At 69.3% G+C, this 20,277-nt stretch carries 21 protein-coding genes; 10 read left to right on the top strand and 11 right to left on the bottom strand.

The window, feature by feature from the left end; all coding sequences use genetic code 11:
• Position 1 precedes the first annotated feature (1 nt).
• The gene (rimP, locus tag BW730_RS03740; RefSeq protein ID WP_077685080.1) at positions 2–481 is read right to left on the bottom strand and encodes a ribosome maturation factor RimP; all 480 of its coding nucleotides are present in this window, start codon (positions 479–481) and stop codon (positions 2–4) included.
• 100 nt (positions 482–581) lie between these two features.
• Between rimP and BW730_RS03735 the strand changes: the two genes are divergently transcribed.
• Positions 582–1,511 carry a hypothetical protein gene (locus BW730_RS03735; RefSeq protein ID WP_077685079.1) on the top strand — a complete coding sequence of 310 codons (930 nt, stop codon included), beginning with the start codon at positions 582–584 and terminating at the stop codon, positions 1,509–1,511.
• Positions 1,512–1,550: 39 nt separating this feature from the next.
• Positions 1,551–1,991 (top strand): hypothetical protein, encoded by a 441-nt coding sequence (locus BW730_RS03730; RefSeq protein ID WP_145952708.1) that lies wholly within the window; start codon positions 1,551–1,553, stop codon positions 1,989–1,991.
• Positions 1,992–1,994: 3 nt separating this feature from the next.
• Here BW730_RS03730 and BW730_RS03725 read toward each other — a convergent pair whose 3' ends face one another.
• Genes BW730_RS03725 through BW730_RS03715 form a run of 3 tightly spaced genes read right to left on the bottom strand, consistent with a single transcriptional unit; the run spans position 1,995 to position 5,057 of the window.
• Positions 1,995–2,828, bottom strand: a complete 834-nt coding sequence (locus tag BW730_RS03725) for a carbohydrate ABC transporter permease (protein ID WP_077685077.1) — start codon at positions 2,826–2,828, stop codon at positions 1,995–1,997.
• Positions 2,825–3,715, bottom strand: a complete 891-nt coding sequence (locus BW730_RS03720; RefSeq protein WP_145952707.1) for a carbohydrate ABC transporter permease — start codon at positions 3,713–3,715, stop codon at positions 2,825–2,827. Before BW730_RS03720 ends, BW730_RS03725 begins: the two co-directional genes overlap by 4 nt.
• A gap of 58 nt (positions 3,716–3,773) precedes the next feature.
• Positions 3,774–5,057 (bottom strand): ABC transporter substrate-binding protein, encoded by a 1,284-nt coding sequence (locus tag BW730_RS03715; protein ID WP_145952706.1) that lies wholly within the window; start codon positions 5,055–5,057, stop codon positions 3,774–3,776.
• A gap of 166 nt (positions 5,058–5,223) precedes the next feature.
• Here BW730_RS03715 and BW730_RS03710 point away from each other — a divergent pair, with 166 nt between their 5' ends.
• From BW730_RS03710 to BW730_RS03685, 6 genes are read left to right on the top strand one after another with little or no spacing between them, the layout of a single operon-like run.
• On the top strand, positions 5,224–5,619 hold the full coding sequence (locus BW730_RS03710) for a RidA family protein (RefSeq protein ID WP_077685075.1): 396 nt from the start codon (positions 5,224–5,226) through the stop codon (positions 5,617–5,619).
• Complete coding sequence (locus BW730_RS03705) at positions 5,616–6,848, top strand: alanine racemase (RefSeq protein ID WP_077685074.1); 1,233 nt, start codon at positions 5,616–5,618, stop codon at positions 6,846–6,848. Before BW730_RS03710 ends, BW730_RS03705 begins: the two co-directional genes overlap by 4 nt.
• 42 nt (positions 6,849–6,890) lie before the next feature.
• Positions 6,891–7,598 carry a helix-turn-helix transcriptional regulator gene (locus BW730_RS03700; RefSeq protein ID WP_158522463.1) on the top strand — a complete coding sequence of 236 codons (708 nt, stop codon included), beginning with the start codon at positions 6,891–6,893 and terminating at the stop codon, positions 7,596–7,598.
• A complete protein-coding gene (locus BW730_RS03695) occupies positions 7,595–8,722 on the top strand; it encodes a M20 family metallopeptidase (protein WP_077685072.1) in 1,128 nt (375 codons plus the stop codon). Before BW730_RS03700 ends, BW730_RS03695 begins: the two co-directional genes overlap by 4 nt.
• Positions 8,723–8,773: 51 nt before the next feature.
• Complete coding sequence (gene eda / locus BW730_RS03690) at positions 8,774–9,412, top strand: bifunctional 4-hydroxy-2-oxoglutarate aldolase/2-dehydro-3-deoxy-phosphogluconate aldolase (protein WP_077685071.1); 639 nt, start codon at positions 8,774–8,776, stop codon at positions 9,410–9,412.
• Between the two features lie 15 nt (positions 9,413–9,427).
• Positions 9,428–10,522, top strand: coding sequence for a sugar kinase (locus BW730_RS03685; protein ID WP_077685070.1), 1,095 nt, complete (start codon positions 9,428–9,430; stop codon positions 10,520–10,522).
• 3 nt (positions 10,523–10,525) lie between these two features.
• Here BW730_RS03685 and BW730_RS03680 read toward each other — a convergent pair whose 3' ends face one another.
• Genes BW730_RS03680 through dxr form a run of 6 tightly spaced genes read right to left on the bottom strand, consistent with a single transcriptional unit; the run spans position 10,526 to position 17,133 of the window.
• Positions 10,526–12,286 carry a proline--tRNA ligase gene (locus tag BW730_RS03680; protein WP_077687507.1) on the bottom strand — a complete coding sequence of 587 codons (1,761 nt, stop codon included), beginning with the start codon at positions 12,284–12,286 and terminating at the stop codon, positions 10,526–10,528.
• Positions 12,287–12,302: 16 nt separating this feature from the next.
• Positions 12,303–12,587, bottom strand: coding sequence for a hypothetical protein (locus tag BW730_RS03675; protein ID WP_077685069.1), 285 nt, complete (start codon positions 12,585–12,587; stop codon positions 12,303–12,305).
• A 25-nt stretch (positions 12,588–12,612) separates the two neighbouring features.
• Positions 12,613–13,446, bottom strand: a complete 834-nt coding sequence (locus tag BW730_RS03670; protein WP_077685068.1) for a GNAT family N-acetyltransferase — start codon at positions 13,444–13,446, stop codon at positions 12,613–12,615.
• Between the two features lie 10 nt (positions 13,447–13,456).
• Entirely contained in the window at positions 13,457–14,599 is a 1,143-nt protein-coding gene (gene ispG / locus BW730_RS03665; protein ID WP_077685067.1) for a flavodoxin-dependent (E)-4-hydroxy-3-methylbut-2-enyl-diphosphate synthase, read from the bottom strand.
• Between the two features lie 51 nt (positions 14,600–14,650).
• Positions 14,651–15,934: a M50 family metallopeptidase gene (locus tag BW730_RS03660; protein ID WP_077685066.1), complete on the bottom strand. Its 1,284-nt coding sequence runs from the start codon at positions 15,932–15,934 to the stop codon at positions 14,651–14,653.
• Positions 15,931–17,133 carry a 1-deoxy-D-xylulose-5-phosphate reductoisomerase gene (dxr, locus tag BW730_RS03655; RefSeq protein WP_077685065.1) on the bottom strand — a complete coding sequence of 401 codons (1,203 nt, stop codon included), beginning with the start codon at positions 17,131–17,133 and terminating at the stop codon, positions 15,931–15,933. Before dxr ends, BW730_RS03660 begins: the two co-directional genes overlap by 4 nt.
• Before the next feature lie 61 nt (positions 17,134–17,194).
• Here dxr and BW730_RS03650 point away from each other — a divergent pair, with 61 nt between their 5' ends.
• Together BW730_RS03650 and BW730_RS03645 are read left to right on the top strand one after the other, a co-directional pair.
• Positions 17,195–17,905 (top strand): phosphotransferase, encoded by a 711-nt coding sequence (locus tag BW730_RS03650; RefSeq protein ID WP_077685064.1) that lies wholly within the window; start codon positions 17,195–17,197, stop codon positions 17,903–17,905.
• A gap of 182 nt (positions 17,906–18,087) precedes the next feature.
• Positions 18,088–18,798, top strand: coding sequence for a peptidoglycan-binding domain-containing protein (locus BW730_RS03645; protein ID WP_145952705.1), 711 nt, complete (start codon positions 18,088–18,090; stop codon positions 18,796–18,798).
• A gap of 69 nt (positions 18,799–18,867) precedes the next feature.
• Here BW730_RS03645 and gdhA read toward each other — a convergent pair whose 3' ends face one another.
• Positions 18,868–20,205, bottom strand: coding sequence for an NADP-specific glutamate dehydrogenase (gene gdhA / locus BW730_RS03640; RefSeq protein ID WP_077685062.1), 1,338 nt, complete (start codon positions 20,203–20,205; stop codon positions 18,868–18,870).
• Positions 20,206–20,277: the final 72 nt, after the last annotated feature.

The following is a 20,277-nucleotide window of genomic DNA, read 5'->3' as shown; positions in this document are numbered from 1 at the left end:
CTCAGTTCTCCTCGTCCTCTGCGGCCGCCCGGTTCATCTCAACCTGGACCACGGCCTTGTCGATGGTGGGCAGCGCGAGTTCGCGCTGTTCGCCGTCCACATCAAGGGTGAGCGTCTCGCCGTCGACCCCGACGATCCGCCCGATGCTCTGCTCCTCGCCGACCCACACCTTGGCGAGGCGACCGGCGTTGCGGCGGAAGTGCTTGGCCTCCGTCAGCGGCTTGGAGACGCCGCGGGTGCTCACCTCAAGCGTGTAGGGCGCGCTGCCGACCGCGGGGCTGGCGTCGAGCGCGGCCGAGATGGCCGAGGACGCCTCCGCGATGTCGTCGAGCAGGGGGCCGTGACCGTCGGGCCCGTCGCCGTCGACGGTGACCCTCAGCACGGAGCGCTTACCGATGGGGGTCACGTCGAGCCGGTCGAGTTCCAGCCCGTGCGCCGACAGGATCGGCTCAATGAGCGCAACGATCTGCGATTCCTGCATGTCGAGACTCCATATCCGGTTGTTCGCCTTGTTGTGAGGGCCAAGCATACCGGCACCCACCGGGGTCGGCCGCCGCTCAGATGGGCACTAGTCTGGGCCCATGCCATTGACCCGACGCGCCGCCCTCGCCGCCCTTGTCCTGGGCGTGAGCGGCTGCGCGGCGAGCCCCGTGATCTCCGGTACTCCCGCCTTGGCGCCATCTCCCCCGCCGCCGAGTCAGGCGCCGGAGGCGAGCGCCGCGCAGGTCGCCGTCGCCGCGTTGCGGGGCTCGGTCGAGGCGCTCTCGAAGGCGCCCGGGTTCGCTGCCGGCCCCTGGGCGACGGCGGCCCTGGCGCAGTGCGACGCTCAACTTGCGGTGCTCGCGCTGCCCGATCCGTTCGGACCCGAGGATCAGGAGCCGTTCGCGGTTGAGAGCCCCACTCCCGCGCCCCCTGCCTCCGTCGAGGCGGGTGTCGCGGCGGTCGCCGAGCAGGTTGCCGCCGCCGTCAAGGCCCTCGGCGCTGCCGCCAAGTCCGCGCCGGAGGGTGACGTGCGCCTGATGTACGCCTCCGCCGCCGCGGGCGCGACCGCGCTCGCCAACCAGTCGCTCGAGCCCGTCATCGACGGCCCGACGCCGGTGCGACTGCAGCCCGCCACGCTCGAGGCCTCGCTTCCCATCGCGCTCGGGCACGCCTGGGCGCTGATCTACGGGTTGGGCGTCGGGCTGGGCAGGCTCGGCTCCAAGGATCCGCTGCACGCCCTCGGCAGCGCCCGGCTTGCCATCGTGAAGGGCCTGCGCAACGACCTGCGGGGGGCGATCACCGGAGAGGTGCCAGACGAGCCCGCCGCCTTCACTCTTCCCAACGAGATGTCCACTCCGGACGAGATCCGCTCCGGGTGGGCGGCGCTCGAGACAAACCTGCTCGGCGGTTACGCGCGGCTGGTCGCCTCCTCCGACGAGGACGCTTGGCGACAGGCGATGCTGACGCAGGTCGGCCCGGTGCAGGCCGTCGGCGGCAGGCTGGGGATCTGGCCAGGCTGGTTCGCCTGACCCGTTGACGACCGGCGTCCCGTGGGCCATCATCTGCGCATGAGCGTGGCACGCAGCAGGTTGGGTTGGCAGGTGGCTTCGGCGGTGGTTTTGACCGCCGTCGTGGTGTGGACGATCGCGCCGACCTATCCGATGGAGTGGATGGGCGACCCGAACACAGGCGCGGCCGGCCCCGTCACCTTCCACAGTTGGTTCTCTCCGATGCCGTTCGGGTACGGCGCCTTCCACGCTCCCCTTGCCGCGCTGTGCGCGGCCATCTCCGCGATCGGCGCGTGGCTCGGGGTGTACTGGCGCAAGCCGAGCAGGGTCCCGGCCTGGTGGGCGCTGGCCGGGGTCGTGATCCTGGTCGGCTGGTCGTTCGTGATCTCCTCGTGGGGCTGGCAGGTCGTCGCGGCCTGGATCGCGCTGCTGGCGGGCGCGGCGTTGGCCTTGTCGGCCGCCCGCCGCGCCCTCCCGGACGTGATCCGGGATCGGGGTTGAGCCTCAGCCCTTGACCGCGCCTGCCGTCAGACCGGCCACCACGTAGCGGTTGCCGACCATCGCGAGCACCAGCATGGGAAGCGTGATGGTGACGCAGGCCGCCATCAGCGCGCCCCAGTCGATCGACGCGTAGCCCACGAAGTTGAAGATCGCCACGGGGAGCGTGCGGGTCTCCATGCCGGAGAGCACCAGCGCGAACACGAAGTTGTTCCACGAGAAGATCAGCGACAGCACCGACGCTGTGGCGATCCCGGGCATTCCGAGGGGAAGGATGACCTTCAGGAAGGCCCTGATGGGGGTCAGCCCGTCGACCTGGGCGGCCTCCTCCAGTTCCACCGGGATCACCTCGAAGATGCCGATCATGATCCACACCACCAGCGGCACTGCGATGAACATGTGGGAGAGGATCAGCGACGGGTAGGTCCCCACCAGGCCGAGTTTCGCGAAGATGTAGTACCACGGGACCAGCAGCGTGATGTGCGGCACGACCCTGGAGAACAGGATCAGCGACGACGTGTGGCGCATCTTGAACCGGGCGATCGCGTACGCGGCGGGAACGCCGACCAGGAGCGCGAGACCTGTCGACACCAGCGCGACGACGGCGCTGTTGAACATGAAGAACAGGAAGTTCTCCTGCGCGAGCACCTTGACGTAGTTCTCGAGCGTCGGGGTGAAGACCAGCGCCTTTGACGGGTCGTTGATGTCGATGCTCGTCTTGAACGACGAGGCGATCATCCACAGCAGCGGCAGCAGGCAGACGAGTCCGTACACCACCACCACGACACCCGCGAGCTTTGACGACGTGCCCCGACCCTCGGCCGGTTCTGACTTCTTCATCGCTTGTTCCCCAATCCGTTCAGAATGCCGATCACGATGGCGATGAAGGCGAAGAACAGGATCGAGATCGCCGAGGCCGCGCCGTAGTCGTTGTACGAGAAGTTCTGCGCGTAGGCGTAGACGTTGAGCGTCTCCGCCTCATGCCGCGACCCGCCGCCCGCACCCTTGGTGACGTACAGCAGGTCGAAGGTCTTCATCGCGTCGATGCCGCGCAGCAGCACCGCAGCCATCACCGTCGGCCAGATCGTCGGCAAGGTGATGTGCCAGAAGCGGTTCCACCCGGACGCGCCGTCGACCATGGCGGCCTCCTGCTGGTCCTGCGGGAGGTTCGCCAACCCGGCGGACAGGATGAGGATCACCATGGGCGTCCACTGCCACACGTCGACGAGCATCAGCGTCGGCAGCGCGGTCGCAGGCTCGGAGATCCACCCCTGCGCCGGGATGCCGAGCCAGCCGAGCGCCTCGTTGGCGAACCCGATGGTCGGCTCGAAGATCAGGAGCCACATCATCGCGACCGCCACCGGTGTGGCGACCAGCGGAAGCAGGAACGTGATGCGCACGAACGCGCCGGTCTTGAGGCGCGCGTGCAGGGCGAGGGCGACCACCATGCCGAGGATCATCTCGGCGATCAGCGCCCCGGCCGTGAAGATCAGGGTGCGACCGGCCGCCGGCCAGAAGCGTGGGTCGGCGGTCAGCGCCGTCAGGTAGTTCTGGATGCCGACGAAACTGAAGTCGGCCTGGATGGAGCCCCGCGCGTCGGTGAGGCTGAGAAAGGCGGTGTAGGCGAGCGGGCCGACCAGCAGGAGCGCGATATAGATCAGCGCCGGGCCGGCGAAGATCCACTTGCGGTTGCGGTTGGTCCACGCCTCCAAGGCGGTTGAGGTCATCGGGAACCCTTTCGTGTCGGTCGGCCGGCGCGCTCGTGCTCGCCGGCCGACCTGCCCGTCACTCGCCGCCTGCGGCGAGGAACTCGTCGAAGAGGGCGCTGGCCTTCTCGGCCGACGCCTTCACGTCGCCGCCCTCGATCGCGGTGATGATGGGCTCACCGACGATCTCCCGCGAGCGGGCGACGTTGAGCACCACGGGGTGGCTGTAGCCGACGCCGACCTTGGCGCTGGCGGCCTGCACCTCGGCGAGGTCCGCCGGGATGACCGAGTTCGGCGCGGCATCCCAGGCGGACGCGCGGGAGCCGATCACGCCGTTCTCCTGCACGTAGCGGGTGTTGTCCTTGTCGGTCGCCCACTTGATGAACTCCCAGGCGTTGTCCGCGTTCTTCGACGCGGAGGGAACCGCGACGGCCCAGGCGGGCACGTTGGTCGGCCGTGAGCCTGCCGAGCCCGCGGGGAACTGTGCGAACCCCAGCGAGTCGACGACCTTCGACTTCGCGGGGTCGGTCGCGTTGGTGTAGAGCGAGTCCGCCTCGGCGTAGAAGGCGGCTCGTCCCTGGGTGAACACGCCCATCGCCTCAGGCCAGGACATGTTGGTCACGCCAGGGGGGCCGTACTCGCGCAGCAGTCGGCCGTAGAGCTCGTACGCCGCGATGGCCTCGGGGGTTGCGATGCCGGAGGTGCCGTCCTCGTTGACCCAGTCCGCGCCGGAGGAGTACAGGAAGCTCGAGAACTGCGTCACGGCCGCGGAGAGTTGGCCGCGCGCAACGAAGCCGTACACCTCGCCGTTGCTCGACTCGTGGATCTGCTTCGCGGCGGCCTCGAGCTCCTCGAGCGTGGTGGGTATGGCGATCCCTGCCTGATCGAGCAGGTCCTTGCGGTAGTAGAGCACCTCCCGCTCGGTCGAGAGCGGCACCGCAACGATGCGCCCGTCGATGGTGACCGACTCCTGGGGGCCGGGCTGGAAGTCGCTCCAGTCCCACTCGGCGTCACCCTGCGCCTTCTCGGCCAGGTCCGCCAGCCACTTGTTGCGGTCGAAGAGGCGCGCCTCCTGCAGTGGCCGGATCATCATCACGTCGACGTCGGAGGCGCCCGCGTTCAGCTTCACGTTGAGCTGCTGCGACAGCTGGTCCTCGGTGTAGGTGGTCAGGTTGACCTTGATCCCGCTCTGCTGTTCGAACTCGGGGATCTTCTCCTTCATCAGATCCGTCCACGGGTGGTTCGCGAGCACCACGTTGACGCTCTTGTTCCCGCCCTCCCCCTCCGCGGACGGTGAGCATGCGGCAAGGCCTACCGCGACAGCGCCTGTCAGCGCAGCGGCAAGAACCCTTCTTATCGACATTTCGTGTACCTCTCGGATGGGGGCTTCGTCGCCCTCTGAGTGGGTCGCCATGCGTGACAACCCATAGAAACTTCTGCTACCTTAACAGAAAGTACATCTATACCAATAGAATATTTTCCAGATGCGAGACGGTCAAGACAGCCCCTCGCCCACCAGGAGGTAACCAATGACCCTCGACAAGCAGGCCTACATGTCGGCCGATGCACCGCGGCCGGCCGGCCCCTACAGCCACGCCGTCAGCGCCAACGGCCTGCTGTTCACCGCCGGCTTCGGCCCGCAGGACCCGGCCACCGGACAGGTTCCGGACGGGGTCGCCGAGCAGACCCGTCAGGTGCTCCGCAATGTCGGTGCCGCCCTCGCCGAGGCAGGGCTCTCCTTCGAACACGTCCTCAAGACGACCGTCCACCTCCAGGACCTGGACCGGGACTTCGCGGCCTACAACGAGGCGTACAGCGAGTTCTTCACCGCCCCGTACCCGGCCCGCACGACCGTCGGCTCGACCCTTGCGAACATCCTCGTCGAGATCGACGTGGTCGCCGCGGTCCCGCAGGGGCGGGGGTGAGCGGCGCCGAGCCCCGCCTCGGCGTCGAGAAGGGATTCCCCGTCTCCGCCGTCGGAGCCACCGCATCCGAGGTCGTCGACCTTGGCCTCGGGATAGGCGACCTCCTCACCCCGTTCATCGCGCTCAGCCGCGACGACCTCGAACACAACGCGGCGGTGATGGCCGACTGGGTCGAGGCGCGGGGGCTGTCGCTGCAACCGCACGCGAAGACCACCATGTCGACGCCGATGTGGGACCTGCAGTTGCGCAAGGGCGCGATCGGGCTCACCGTAGCGACCCTCCAGCAGGCCGTCGCGGCCGCCCGGGCGGGCATCGCCCGGGTCCAACTGGCCAACGAACTCGCCAGCGTTGATCAGGTTCGGGTCGTGTCGAGCCTCTCCGGAGGGGACACCAGGTTCTGCGTGTGGGCCGACTCCCCGGCCACCGTCGACCTGCTGGAGGCGGGCGCCCTGCCTGGAAGCGCCCCGCTCGATGTGCTGGTCGACGTCGGCGCCGAGGGCGGCAGGACCGGGACGCGATCGCTCGACGAGGCGAGGTCGCTCGCGCTGAGGATCGCCGAGTCCCCCGTCCTCGACCTCGCGGGCGTCGCAGGCTACGAGGGGGCGCTCGCCCACGACCGGACGAGCGAGTCCATCGAACGGGTCCGCGCCTACCTCGCGCTGCTCGGCGAGTTGTCCGACTGGATCACCGCGGAGACCGGCGTCGAGGGCGTGCTGAGCGTCGGCGGGAGCATCTACTTCGACGAGGTCGCCAGCGTCCTCGGCCGCCTCGGGCGTCGGGTGGTGCTGCGTTCGGGCGCATACCTGGTCCACGATCACGGCGTCTACGAACGGCTCTCGCCGCTGTCGCCCCGCGTCGACCCGGGTCTTGACCACCGAGCCTGCCTGGTCCCTGCGGCCCGTGGCTATGCGCGCGTGCAGTCGCACCCTGAGCCGGACCTGTTCATCCTCGAGGGAGGCAAGCGCGAGTTCGCCTACGACGAGGGACTTCCCCTTCCCCTGCGTGTCCAGCGCGACGGGGTGTGGCGCGACCTGGCCGAAGGGCTTGTCAGCGTCGCCACGAACGACCACCACACCTTCCTGCGCGGTGTCGCCGACCTGCGTGTCGGGGACCTCATTGAGCTTGGCCTCTCGCATCCATGCACAATCATGGACAAGTGGCGCTGGATCCCTGTTGTCGATGACTGGGACGGCGGCCACCTGGTCGACGCCTATCGGACCGAGTTCTGATCGGGCGGACAGTGAGAGAGGGAAACCGTGATGGTGAAAGAGATGCAGGCAAGTGGCGCAGCGCCGAGCAGCGGGTTGCAGACCCGGCTCTCGCCCTCCGAGCCGCGGTTCGAGACGATCGAGGACGTGGCGAGTGTCGCGCTTCCGATCATGCAAGCCGTCTGCGAAGCCGTGGGACGACAATGCGAGATGGTCCTGCACGACCTCACCAGCCGCGACCTGAACCACAGCGTCTACGCGATCTACAACGGCAAGCTGACCGGACGCACCGTCGGCAGCCCCTCCACCAGGTTGGGCTTCGCGGCCATGCGTGACGAGCAGAACAACCACGACGCCTTCGGCTACAGCTCACTGACCCAGGACGGTCGCGAGATGCGGTCATCGTCGCTCTACTTCCGCAACGAGGCGGGCAGCATCATCGCCGCGCTCTGCATCAACCATGACCTCTCACCGCTGCAGTTCGCGATGGCCAACCTGCAGTCGGTGATGACGCAGGAGGACCCGAGCAGGCCCCAGGAACTCCTCACCCCCGACATCGGCTCGATCCTTGAATCCATGGTGGAGGAGGCCCTCGAGTCGGTCGGCAAGCCGCCCGCACTGCTGTCCAAGTCGGAGCGCATCCGGGTGATCGCGCTCCTCGAGCAGCGCGGCGCCTTCGACATCAAGCGATCGGTGGACGTGGTGGCCGCCCGACTCGCTGTCTCAAAGGTCACCGTCTACGGCTATCTCGACGAAGTGAGACGAACATGACAGACCCCGTTGACCTGCTGCGACAACTCATCCTGATCCCGAGCGTCAACCCGCGAGACCGCGCAGAGCCGGCAGAGACGCCGCTCGCCGAGTTCGTCCGCGACTGGGCACGTGCGCAGGGCTTCCCGGCCGAACTGCACGAGGTGATCGACGGGCGCCACAACGTCGTGGTGACCGTCCCGGGCGCCGACGCCGGCAGGGCGGTCCTGCTGGAGACCCACCTCGACACCGTCGAACTGCCCGTCGGGGTCGTGACCCCCGAGGTGACGGTCGACGAGGCGACGGTGCGCGGGCGCGGTGCCTGCGACGCCAAGGGCCCGCTCGCCTGCTTCATGGCGGCCATCTCGGAGTTCCGGGTCTCTCCCCCGCCCGTGACCATCCGCCTCGCGGCGGTCATCGACGAGGAGCACCATTACAAGGGCGTCACAGGCCTCCTCGCGGACGGCTCCCTCGGCGGCGAGGACTACGTCGGGGCGATCGTGGGAGAGCCGACCGACACGAGGGTCGTCGCGGCCCACATGGGCGTCATCCGCTGCCGGATCCATGCCTCGACGCGTGGCGGCCACAGCAGCCTCGGACATCTCCAGCCCAACGCCGTCGTGGCGGTCTCCGAGGCGATCCTCGCGCTGCACCGCAACGCGGACGCGATCCTCAACGCGTCGACCAACCCTCTCCTGAGCCGGGGATCGCTCGCGGTCACCAGGATCGAGGGCGGCGAGGGCGACAACGTCATCCCGGCTCACTGCGCCGCGGTCGTCGACCGCCGACTCGCGCCGGGCGAGACGCCGGAGGAGGCCCTCGGGTCCATGCGTGCCATCCTCTCCCGCGACTGCCCCGGCGTCACGATCGACGAGCCGTTCACGCTCGACATCGCGCTCGACACCGACCCGGCCTCAACCTGGGTCCGGAGAAGCACCTCCGCCCTGACCGGCCCGCCCCATCCCGCTGATCCCGTCGGGGCCGGCTGGGGAAGCGACGCGAGCAAGATCGCGGCGGCAGGCATCGGCTGCATCGTGTGGGGCCCCGGCAGCATCGCCGTGGCCCACACGGACCAGGAGCACATCCCCGTCGCGCAACTGAGCTGGGCGACGGACCGGCTCGCCGAGTTCCTGCGCGACCTCTGACCAGAATCCCCACCGCAACGCCGTCACCAACCAGGAAGGCTCTGTTCCGCCATGCCAACTCCCGACCCGATCCTCGCCGAGGCATTCGCCCGGCGCATCGTCCCGGTCGTCGTGATCAACGACGACTCCAACGCGCTTCCGCTCGCGGACGCGCTGATCGCCGGGGACCTGCCGGTCGCCGAGGTCACGCTCCGCACCCCGGCCGCCCTCGCCTCGATCGCCGCGATGTCCACCCGCGCCGACCTGCTCGTCGGCGCAGGCACCGTGCTCAACGTCGCCCAGGCGACCGCCGCCATGGACGCAGGCGCACGCTTCCTCGTGTCCCCCGGCCTGAGCCGCGACGTGGTCGCCGCCGCCCGGGAGCGAGGCGTGCCCGTCATCCCGGGCGCGGTCACGCCGACCGAGATCATGGCGGCCCTCGACATGGGACTGGGCCTGCTGAAGTTCTTCCCCGCAGGCATCTACGGGGGCGTCGCCGCGCTCAAGGCGCTCGGCTCGGTCTTCGGGGGCGTCAGCTTCGTGCCCACCGGTGGCGTCTCCCCCGGCAATCTCGCCGAGTTCCTGGCCGTGCCGTCCGTGGCCGCCGTAGGGGGCTCCTGGATGGTCCCTGCCTCGGCAGTGGACGCAGGCGACTTCGACACCATCACCCAGCTTTGCGCGACCGCCGTCGCGCAGGCCGCCAACAACTGAGCCCAGGAGGACACCATGCTCACCATCCGACCAGCAGAAGAGTGCCGCTACGACGCCGTCAGCCTCGGCGAGATCATGCTGCGCCTCGACCCCGGCGAACTGCGGACCCGCACCGCCCGCACCTTCCAGGCGTGGGAGGGGGGCGGCGAGTACAACGTGGTGCGAGGCCTACGAAAGGTCTTCGGCCTTCGCACCGCCGTCCTCACCGCCCTGGTCGACAACGAGGTAGGCCGGCTCATCGAGGACTTCGTGCTTGCGGGCGGGGTCGACGCCTCGCTGATCCACTGGGTCGACTTCGACGGCATCGGACGCGCCGCCCGCAACGGCCTCAACTTCACCGAGCGGGGCTTCGGGGTGCGCTCCGCGATCGGCGTCTCCGACCGCGGCCACACGGCCATCTCCCAACTCTCCCCCGATGACCTGGCCCTCGACCGGCTCTTCGGCGAGCTCGGCGTGCGATGGCTGCACACCGGCGGGATCTACGCGGCCCTTTCGGAGCAGTCCGCCGAGACGGCGCGTGCCGTGATGGCCGCGGCCAAGCGGCACGGCACCGTGATCTCCTACGACCTGAACTACCGCCCATCGCTGTGGCAGTCGCTCGGCGGTCAGGCGAAGGCGCAGGAGGTCAACCGCGACCTCGCGAGCCTCGTCGACGTGATGATCGGCAACGAGGAGGACTTCAGCGCCTCCCTCGGCTTCGAGATCGAGGGCGTCGACGATGACCTGACCGAACTGCCCATCGACAGCTTCCGCGCGATGATCGAGCAGGCCGCCGCCACCTACCCCAACTTCCAGGTGATCGGCACGACCCTGCGGGCCGTGCACAGCGCCTCAGACAACGACTGGTCGGCGCTCGCCTGGTCCCGCGACGAGGGGCTCGTGCAGGCGAGCGAACGCAGGCTCGAGATCCTCGACCGGGTCGGCGGCGGCGACTCGTTCGCCTCGGGGCTGATCTACGGGCAGCTCACCGGGGAGAGCCTCGCCACCAGCGTCGAGTACGGCGCAGCGCACGGCGCGCTGGCCATGACGACGCCCGGCGACACCTCGATGGCAACCGCCAAGGAGGTGTTCCGGGTCGCCTCGGGAGGCTCGGCGCGCGTGGTGCGCTGAGCCTCAGGCCAGCAGGGCGCTGATCTCGGCGACCGCGTCGCCGACGGCGATCTCGCGCTTGTCACCGCTGCGGCGGTCGCGCAGTTCGAGCTTGCCGTCGGCGAGGCCGCGGCCGATCACCAGGATCACCGGCATGCCGAGGATCTCCGCGTCGGCGAACTTCACGCCGGGGCTGGCCTTCCGGTCGTCGACGAGGACGTCGACGCCGAGGGCGTCGAGTTCGCCCGCGATCCGGGCCGCCTCGTCGAAGACCGCCTGGTCCTTGCCCGTTGCGACGATGTGCACCTGGTACGGGGCGAGCGCGACGGGCCAGCAGAGGCCCTTGTCGTCGCAGGTGGCCTCGGCGACCGCCGCGACGGCGCGGGAGACTCCCACGCCGTAGGAGCCCATCGTCACCGTCGCCAGCTTGCCGTTCTGGTCGAGCACCTTGAGGTCGAGGGCCTCTGCGTACTTGCGGCCGAGTTGGAAGATGTGACCCATCTCGATGCCGCGGGCCAGCGTCAGGGCGCCGGAGCCGTCGGGCGCCGGGTCGCCCTCGCGGACCTCCGCGACGTCGAGGACGCCGTCGCCCACGAAGTCACGGCCCGCGGTGACGCCGCTCAGGTGCTCGTCGACGACGTTGGCGCCGGTCACCCAGTGGGTGCCGGTCACCACGCGCGGGTCGGTCACGTAGCGGATGCCGGTGCTCGACTCCTCGCCGAGCACGCGGGCGCCGTCCAGGCTGACGGGCGAGATGAAGCCGACCTTGAGGTCGGGGAACTTCGCGAAGTCCTCGGGCGTGAACGGGGCGGCCGTGGCGGGCTCGAGGGCGGCCTCGAGGCGCTTGACGTCGATCTCGCGGTCGCCGGGGAGGCCGAGCGCCAGCGGGTAGTCGGTGCCGTCGGGGTTGGTGACGAGGAACAGCACGTTCTTGAGCGTGTCGGAGCCCGCCCAGGGCCGATCCTCGCGTGGCAGGTTCGCGTTGAGCAGGTTGACGACGCCCGCGATGGTGCCGACGGCGGGCGTGGAGACGCGCGCCATCGCCGGCGCCAGAGACACGTCCTGCTCGTCCGGGACGGCGACCTTGACGGCCTCCACGTTGGCGGCGTATCCACCGGGCGAGCGGACGAAGGTGTCCTCGCCGTTCTCGGCGACGGCCAGGAACTCCTCGGACCGGGAACCGCCCATCGCGCCCGCCATCGCCGCCACGATCACGAACTCGAGACCGAGCCGGGTGAAGATCCTGATGTAGGCGTCGCGGTGCCGCAGGTAGGCGGCGTCCAGGCCGTCCTGGTCGAGGTCGAAGGAGTAGGAGTCCTTCATCACGAACTCGCGGCCGCGCAGCAGGCCCGCGCGCGGGCGCGCCTCGTCGCGGTACTTGGTCTGAATCTGAAACAGGGTCAGCGGCAGGTCCTTGTACGACGAGTACAGGTCCTTGACCAGCAGCGTGAACATCTCCTCGTGCGTCGGCCCGAGCAGCAGGTCGGCGCCCTTGCGGTCGACGACGCGGAACAGGTTCTCGCCGTACTCGGTCCACCGGTTGGTCAGTTCGTACGGCTCGCGGGGCAACAGCGCCGGGAAGTGCACCTCCTGGCCGCCGATGGCCTCCATCTCCTCGCGGACGATCGTCTCGACCTTCTGCAGCACCTTGAGGCCGAGCGGCAGCCACGTGTAGATGCCGGGGGCCGCGCGGCGGATGTAGCCTGCGCGCACCAGCCAACGGTGGCTCGGCACCTCTGCGGCGGCGGGGTCGTCGCGCAGCGTGCGGACGAAGAGGGAGGACAGGTTGGAAATCACGGCCTCACTCTAGCGCCCGGCGAAGGGCCGCCACCTCCACGATGCCGCTGGCCAGGCACACCAGGCCGATCAGCACCGACACCGATCCCCACATCCACACGCGCAGCCAGGAACGGTCGTAGACCGTGTAGACCCTCTCGCTCTCGCCGGGGAAGCCGTAGGCCTCGGCCGTCCGTCCCACGTACAGGTCGGCGTTGGCCTCCGCCTCGAGGATCACGCGGCCGTCGTCGGCGCGCCAGGTGCCGCGGGCCTTGCACGCGACGAGCGAACACTTCTTCGTCTCGGCCACGAACTGGCCGTGGACCGCGGGCGGCTCAGTAGTGCACGGTGGCGAGTGCTCCGACCTCGACGAAGCCCAGCTTCTCGTAGGCCCGGATCGCGGGGGTGTTGAAGTCGTTGACGTAGAGGCTGATCGTCGGATAGTCGCGCATCGCCAACCGCAGCATGCCTGAGAGGGCGGGCACGCTGATGCCCTCGCCGCGCCGATCGGGCGAGACCCACACGCCCTGCAGCTGTGCCTGGTCGCGCAGTTTCGGGCCGAGGTCGGCCTTGAAGATCACCTTGCCGCCCTCGACGATGCCGTAGGCCTCACCCGCGCGGAGCCGGTCCATCACGAAGCGTTCGTAGCCGGCGCCGTACTTGAACGGGGAACTGCCGATCTCGTCGGTGTACATGCTCACCGACGCGTCGAGGTAGCTCTGGTAGTCGTCCACCGTCAGCTTGCGCACGCGCGGGTCGGCGGGCGGCTCGGGCGCCTCCTCCAGCAGCATCAGCGGCTGCCGCTTGCGCACGTTCGAGACGCTCCCCCACGCCCCGCGCCACCGCTCCGCGAGGCCGACGAACAGGCCGAGCACCGAGATGGCGGGGCCGAGGATCGACGTGCAGCGCCGGATCGGCCCGAGGTGGGTGACGAATGCTGGCAGGGCCTCGGGGTCGAAGCCCGCCACGAACAGGGTGCCGCCGTCGAGCAGCAGCGAGGCGATCTGCCCGTCGCGCTCGAAGGCGTACAGCTTGCCGAGGCGACGGCGGTCGATCCCGTATGCGTCGACCTTTGACGCGAGGAACAGATTCTCGACGGGGCTACGGGCCAGATAGTCCAGCACGGAGTCCCGATCTGCCGCGCCAAGGGCATGCAGTCGGGGATTCATGAGGGAGACATTAGGAGACGCTGACCTCCGGTTGGCCAACTTCGCCCATCTCGGCCGCGAGCCGGCGCGCCTCTGTGAGCAGCGTCTCGACGATCTGGTCCTCGGGCACGGTCTTGATGACCTCGCCCTTGACGAAGATCTGGCCCTTGCCGTTGCCCGACGCGACGCCGAGGTCGGCCTCGCGGGCCTCGCCTGGGCCGTTGACGACGCAGCCCATCACCGCGACGCGCAGCGGCGCCTCCATGCCCTCAAGGCCCTTGGTGACCTGCTCGGCCAGCGTGTACACGTCGACCTGCGCGCGGCCGCAGGAGGGGCACGAGACGATGTCGAGCTTGCGGGGCCGCAGGTTCAGCGACTCGAGGATCTTGAGCCCGACCTTGACCTCCTCGGCGGGCGGCGCGGACAGCGAGACGCGGATGGTGTCGCCGATGCCCTCGGAGAGCAGCGCCCCGAACGCGACGGAACTCTTGATGGTGCCCTGGAACGCCGGCCCTGCCTCGGTGACGCCCAGGTGCAGCGGGTAGTCGCAGCGTTCGCTGAGCAGTTCGTAGGCGCGCACCATCACGACGGGGTCGTTGTGCTTGACCGAGATCTTGAAGTCGTAGAAGCCGACCTCCTCGAACAGGGACGCCTCCCACAGCGCGGACTCGACGAGGGCCTCCGGCGTCGGGGCTCCGTACTTGGCGAGCAGTCGCTTGTCGAGCGATCCGGCATTGACGCCGATCCGCAGGCTGACGTTTGCCTCTGCCGCGGCCTTCGCGATCTCGGCGACCTTGTCGTCGAACTGCTTGATGTTGCCCGGGTTGACGCGGACCGCCGCGCAGCCCGCGTCGATGGCGGCGAAGACGTACTTCGGCTGGAAGTGGATGTCGGCGATCACGGGGATCTGGGACTTCATGGCGATGATCGGCAGCGCCTCTGCGTCGTCCTGGCTCGGGACCGCGACGCGCACGATGTCACACCCGGTGGCGGTCAGTTCCGCGATCTGCTGCAGGGTCGCGTTGATGTCGGTGGTCTTGGTGGTCGTCATCGACTGGACGCTGATCGGGGCGTCGCCGCCCACCAGCACCTTCCCGACCTTGATCTGACGCGTCTTGCGGCGCGGCGCGAGGGTGACGGGGGCAGGGGCGGGCATACCGAGATTCACGGACATGCCCCCAAGATTAGTACCTGCGCCGAAGAACTCCCGCCATCATCGGCCCGCCTAGAAGAGCTGAATGGGGCTGACGATGTCGGCGATCACCAGCACGAGGCCGCCGATCAGCAGGAAGCCGCCCACGAGATAGGTCAGCGGCAGCGCCCGCGCAGTGTCGACCGGACCCGGGTCCTTGCGCCCGAAGACCTTCGCGAGGTTGCGCTTGAGCCACTCGTAGATGGCGCCCGCGATGTGGCCGCCGTCCAGGGGAAGCAGCGGCACCAGGTTCAGCAGGGCCACGAACAGGTTCACGGAGCCGAGCAGCGACAGCCAGGTCGCGGCCTTGTCGCCCGCCGACATCTGGGTGTCGACGCCGATCTCGCCCGCGATGCGTGATGCGCCGACGATCGACAGCGGCGAGTTGATGTCGCGCGGCTTGCCCGTGACGAGGTCTGCCGCCACGTTGTAGACGCGCACCGGGAAGCTGACGAGGGCGACCGCGGACTGCTCGGTCATCGTCCACATCTGTTCGACGGTCTTGATGGGCCCCCCGTGGGTCAGTTCCTGCGTCGGGGAGACGCCGAAGAAGCCTGCCTCGACGTACTTGCTCGGGTCGATCCGGTCGGGCACGTGGTTGAGCACGGTGTCGACGGTGGCAAGCGTGACCTGCCTGCCGTCGCGCTCCACCACCACGGTCGCGGGCTGGTCGCGGTTCTCGCGGATCAGGTCGCCCATCTGCAGCCAACTGGTCAACTGGACGCCGTTGAAGCTGACGAGCACGTCGCCGACCTCGACGCCCGCCTCCTTGGCGGGGGTCAGCGGGTCGGCAGCGGTGCACTTCTGGTCGGGACGGTTCGCGGGGATCGCGCACTCGGAGACGTTCGCCACGGTCAGCGTCGACTCGTAGGTGCCGTGGAAGACGTTGATGCCGAGGAAGATCAGGAAGGCGAGCAGGATGTTCATCAGGGGCCCGCCGAGCATGATGACGATCTTCTGCCACGTCTTCTTCTGATACATCAGGTGGCCGTCGTCGGCGGGCGTGATGTCCTCGTACTCGAATGAGCGGGCCTGGTCGGCGAGCCGGGTGAGCCAGTTGGGCCTCTCGACGTGCTTCTCCGGCGGGTACATCCCGACGAGCTTGACGTAGCCGCCGAGCGGGACGGCCTTGACGCCGTACTCGGTGCCGCCCTTGGTGCGCGACCACAGCGTCTTGCCGAAGCCGACGAAGTACTGCGTGACCTTCACGCCGAACAGCTTGGCTGGCACCAGGTGGCCGATCTCGTGGAAGGCGATCGAGGCCATGATGAGCGCGAAGAACAGGATCGCGAACACGATGGTGAGGAAGACGGTCATGCGCGGGCCTCCACGAGTTCGGCGGCGCGCTGGCGACCCCAGCGGTCCGCGGCGAGGACGGCGTCGACCGTGAGGTCGGCGTCCGCGACGTGCCCGTCGGCGAGGTGCTCGTCGAGGCAGGCCGCGATGATGTCGGTGATGTCGAGGAAGCCGATCCGGCCGTCACAGAACGCGTCGACGGCGGCCTCGTTGGCCGAGTTGTAGACGGCGGGGGCGGTGCCGGAGGCCTTGCCCGCGGAGCGGGCCAGTTCGACGGCCGGGAAGGTGTCCGAGTCGAGGGGCTCGAAGGTCCAGGCGGCCGGCGTGGACCAGTCGCACGGGCGGGCCGCGTCGGCGAGCCGCTCCGGCCACGTCAGGGCGATGCCGATGGGCAGCCGCATGTCCGGCGGGGAGGCCTGCGCGATGGTCGACCCGTCCTGGAACTCGACCATCGAGTGCACGATCGACTGCGGGTGCACCGTCACGACGACGTCGTCGAGCGCGACGTCGTAGAGCAGGGCCGCCTCCAGCAGTTCCAGGCCTTTGTTGACGAGGGTGGAGGAGTTGATGGTGATGACGCGTCCCATCGCCCACGTCGGGTGGGCCATCGCGTCATCAGGGGTGACGCCTTCGAGTTCGGCCCGGTCGCGGCCGCGGAACGGCCCCCCGGAGGCGGTCAGGATCAGGCGGCGGACCTCGTCGGCCCTGCCAGCGCGCAGCGCCTGGGCGAACGCCGAGTGCTCGGAATCGACCGCCACGATCTGCCCGGGGCTCGCCGCGCCGGTGACGAGCCGTCCGCCGATGACGAGCGACTCCTTGTTGGCCAGCGCCAGTGTGGTGCCAGCGCCCAGGGCCGCGAGCGTCGGGAGCAGCCCAGCGGCTCCGGTGATGGCGTTGACGACGACGTCGCACTGCATCGCCGCGAGGTCGGTGGCGGCGCCCGGGCCGAGCAGCAGCTTCGGCATCGCGAAATCCCCCTGGTTCCAGCCGTGCCCGTCGGCCGCGGCGTACAGCAGCCGCTGCAACTCCTGCGCGGCGCTCGGCTTGGCGAGCGCGACGACCTGGGGACGGAACTCGACGATCTGGGCGACAAGGGTCTCGAGGTTGCCGCCAGAGGCCGCGAGCCCGATGACGCGGAACTGGTCGCGTCGGGTCGAGATCACGTCGAGGGTCTGGGTACCGATGGACCCGGTGGAGCCGAGCAGAACGATGGTGCGCACCGGGCAAGTCTAGGCGTCCTCCGCGCACGACGAACTTGCCCCATGTGACACGATCGGAGTCATGGCTTTGGCAGCTCCTCCCCCGGCAGGCACCCCAGTTCCCGAACTCGTCACCCGGTGGGCGCGCGAGCATCGCCGCGACGTCGCGGAACTGGTGTGGCGAAACGAGCTCGGCGGGATCACTGCCCGGCTGACGGCGCCCGACACCAAGGACCTGTTCGCCAAGTGGAGCCCGGTCGACCTGGAGCCGGAGGCGGAGCGGATGAGCTGGCTCTCCGGCAGGCATCCGGCCCCTCGGGTCTTCGACTACGTCGATGACGGCGACCAGTGGCTTCTCGTCAGTGGCGCGCTGCCGGGCGTCTCCGCCGTCGACCCGCGCTGGACGGCTGACCCCGACCGGGCCGCCGCCGCGATCGGCGAGGGCTATGCGGTGCTGCACTCGCTGGACCCGTCGATCTCGATGTTCGGCGCCGTCGACTGGGTGGGCGACCAACCCGACATCGACCAACTCGTCATCGCGCACGGCGACGCCTGCGTCCCCAACACGATCATCGGGGCCGACGGCCGGTTCGTCGGCCACGTCGACCTCGGATCGCTCGGCGTCGCGGACCGCTGGGCCGACCTGGCGATCGCCTCCTGGTCGCTCGAGTGGGACTACGGCCCGGGTCACGAGAGGGCCTTCTGGGACGCCTACGGCATCGAGCCCGACCCGGACCGGATCGCGCACTACCGGCGGCTCTGGGACGAGCCGGACCCCGCCGTTGACGCCTGACGACGCCGGGATATCGTGTCGCTGCAACCGAGATCCTGGGGGTTGGGATGCGACAGTGTCGCCAGTGTGGAGCGCCGGCCACCGAAGAGTTCTGCGCGCACTGCGCGGTCTGGTTCGCGGCGCCGCCGGAACCCCAGCCCGAGCCTCAGCCTAAGGATCGTGAAGGCAGGTGGCGCGTCGCCGTGGTGGCCAGCCTTGCGGTGATCGGACTGGCTGCGGCCGTCGGGCTGGCGCTGCTCTTCCTCGGCGGCTCGGACCCGAAGGTGGCCTCCCCGGCTCCGCCTCCGTCCGCGACCAAGGCGCAGCCGACCCCGACGCCCGCGCCGCGGCCCACCGTCGTCGTGACCGTGACGCGGACCCCGAGCCCGGCCCCGGCGACGCAGCCGTCCCCGGAGACGCCCACGCCTCAACCGACCGAGCCCTCCGAGCCGCCGGTCGTGGACGAACCGCCTGTCGTGGACGACCCGCCGGTCGCGCCTGTGGAGCAGCGCTTCGACCGGTTCTACCCGTTGGGCCGCGGGGACGGCGGATACGTGGTCGTCGCGCTGCAGGGCCTTCTGGGCATGCAGGGGGTTCGCACCTTCGTCGACGGCGACTTCGGGGCGGCGACCGAGCGCTCCGTGCGCCAGTGGCAGGCTCAGCAGGGGCTGAGCGTGACGGGCGTCGTCGACGACACGACGTGGGAGACCCTGACGCCCGAACTGCGCCAGGGTGACTCGGGCGGGGCCGTGAAGGTGCTGCAGGCGCTGCTCAACGACCGCGGCTACCCCACCATCGTCGACGGCGACTACGGCGAGCAGACGGCCGCGACCGTTCGCGCCTTCCAGAGCGACAGGGGCCTCACCGTCGACGGGTACGTCGGCTCCGAGTCCTGGCCAGCCCTGCTCTCCTGAGTTCCTGGACGCGACGACGCCCCGGCCGGTCGGCCGGGGCGTCGCGCATGTCGATCGGAGCAGCGTCGATCAGACGAGGCCGAAAGCCTGGATCGCCTTTGCGACCCGGTCGAAGCCCGCGATGTTGGCGCCGAGCACGTAGTCGCCGGGGCGGTCGTAGCTCTCCGCCGTGGTGGCGCACTGCTCGTGGATGTTCTGCATGATGTCGGTCAGGCGCTCCTCGGTGTACTCGAAGCTCCACGAATCACGGCTGGCGTTCTGCTGCATCTCCAGGGCAGAGGTGGCAACGCCACCGGCGTTGGCCGCCTTGCCCGGCGCGAACAACACGCCCGCGTCCTGGAAGATGTGCACGCCGTCGGGGGTGGTGGGCATGTTCGCGCCCTCCGCGACGACCTTGACGCCGTTCTTGACCAGCGTCGCGGCCTGCTCGCCGTTCAACTCGTTCTGCGTCGCGCACGGCAGTGCGACATCGACCGGGACGTCCCAGATGGAGCCGGCGGTGCCGAGCTTCGCGGAGGAGCGCCGGTCGACGTAGTCGGAGACGCGGCCGCGCTCGATCTCCTTGATCTGCTTGAGCAGGTCGAGGTCGATGCCCGCCTCGTCGACGACGTAGCCGGAGGAGTCGGAGAAGCCGACGACGGTGGCGCCCAACTGGGCGGCCTTCTCGGCGGCGTAGATCGCGACGTTGCCGGAACCCGACACCATCACGCGCTTGCCGTCGAAGCTCTCGCCGCGGGTCTTCAGCATCTCCTCTGCGAACACGACGGTGCCGTAGCCGGTGGCCTCGGTGCGCACGAGCGAGCCGCCCCAGCCGATGCCCTTTCCGGTGAGCACGCCCGACTCGTAGCGGTTGGTGATCCGCTTGTACTGGCCGAACATGTAGCCGATCTCGCGGCCGCCGACGCCGATGTCACCCGCGGGGACGTCGGTGTACTCGCCCAGGTGGCGGTACAACTCGGTCATGAAGGACTGGCAGAAGCGCATCACCTCGGCGTCGGACTTGCCGCGCGGGTCGAAGTCGGAGCCGCCCTTGCCGCCGCCGATGGGCAGCCCGGTCAGGGCGTTCTTGAAGATCTGCTCGAAGCCGAGGAACTTGACCACGCCGAGGTAGACGCTCGGGTGGAAGCGCAGGCCGCCCTTGTAGGGGCCGAGCGCGGAGTTGAACTCGACGCGGAAGCCGCGGTTGATGTGCACCTCGCCCTTGTCGTCCATCCACGGCACCCGGAAGATGATCTGTCGCTCGGGCTCGCAGATGCGCTCGAGCATCTTCATCTCGAGGTACTCGGGGTGACGCTGGATGACCGGGCCGAGGCTCTCCAGGACCTCACGGACCGCTTGGTGGAACTCTGCCTCCCCCGGGTTCCGGGCGATGACGGCTTCGTAGACGCGCTCCAACTGCTTGTCCATTGTTCTCCTCGTATAGACGGTCAGGGCCGGAGCGGAGTTTACCCCTGGGGGGCGACCGCCCAACTCAGGTGG

Origin of the sequence: Tessaracoccus aquimaris (genome assembly GCF_001997345.1) — a bacterium.
In the GTDB taxonomy this organism is placed as follows: Bacteria; Actinomycetota; Actinomycetes; order Propionibacteriales; family Propionibacteriaceae; genus Arachnia; species Arachnia aquimaris.
The sequence above is the reverse complement of the archived record's forward strand: the minus strand, read 5'-3'. Positions and strand labels throughout refer to the sequence as shown.